Consider the following 654-nt stretch of genomic DNA (forward strand, 5'->3'; position numbering starts at 1 on the left):
GGTCAAAATTGACTTAAAAGGTTATTTTGAAACTATCAATCATGAGATTCTAATGAGAACCTTAAATCAGTTCATCAAAAAGAATAAAACGCTCTCAACCATTAGTAAATGGCTAAAAGCCGGTTTCATGAAAGATGGTATCAAATACGAATCTTTATCAGGCTCTCCTCAGGGAGGAATTATTTCCCCCTTGTTGGCGAATGTATATTTACATTACATCGACCTGAAAATGGAGAAACTGATTAAAGAAGGAATACCGATTAAGAAGAGTAACCCAGAATATATGAAAGCTTGGGACAAAAACCAGCATCATAATCTGGGGATTGACAGATATATCAATTTAAATCCAAAACCAAGAGTTGAATATATCCGTTATGCTGATGATTTTATCATCGGTATTAAAGGCGAATATAACCAGGCGGGAAGAATCAAAGACCAAGTAACGCAATGGCTAACGCAAGATCTAAACCTTACGATTAGTAAGGATAAGTCAAAGATTGTGAAAGCCAGCAAAGGAACTAGGTTTCTATCCTACATGATAAAAGTCAACCCTACCAATAAAACTCGGGAAAGGAAAACTACCAAGAATTCCTTAAACGGCCAAGTTCAAATCCAAATTCCCAAGGCGAAAGCCAAAGAGTATGGATATGAATA

At 36.1% G+C, this 654-nt stretch carries 1 protein-coding gene; it reads left to right on the forward strand.

The features are described 5' to 3' along the window. A partial coding sequence (locus KHD59_RS02410; RefSeq protein WP_213680523.1) for a reverse transcriptase/maturase family protein occupies window positions 1-654 on the forward strand: 654 nt, incomplete at both ends.

Source organism: Sesame phyllody phytoplasma (genome assembly GCF_018390775.2).
Classification (GTDB): domain Bacteria; phylum Bacillota_I; class Bacilli_A; order Acholeplasmatales; family Acholeplasmataceae; genus Phytoplasma; species Phytoplasma australasiaticum.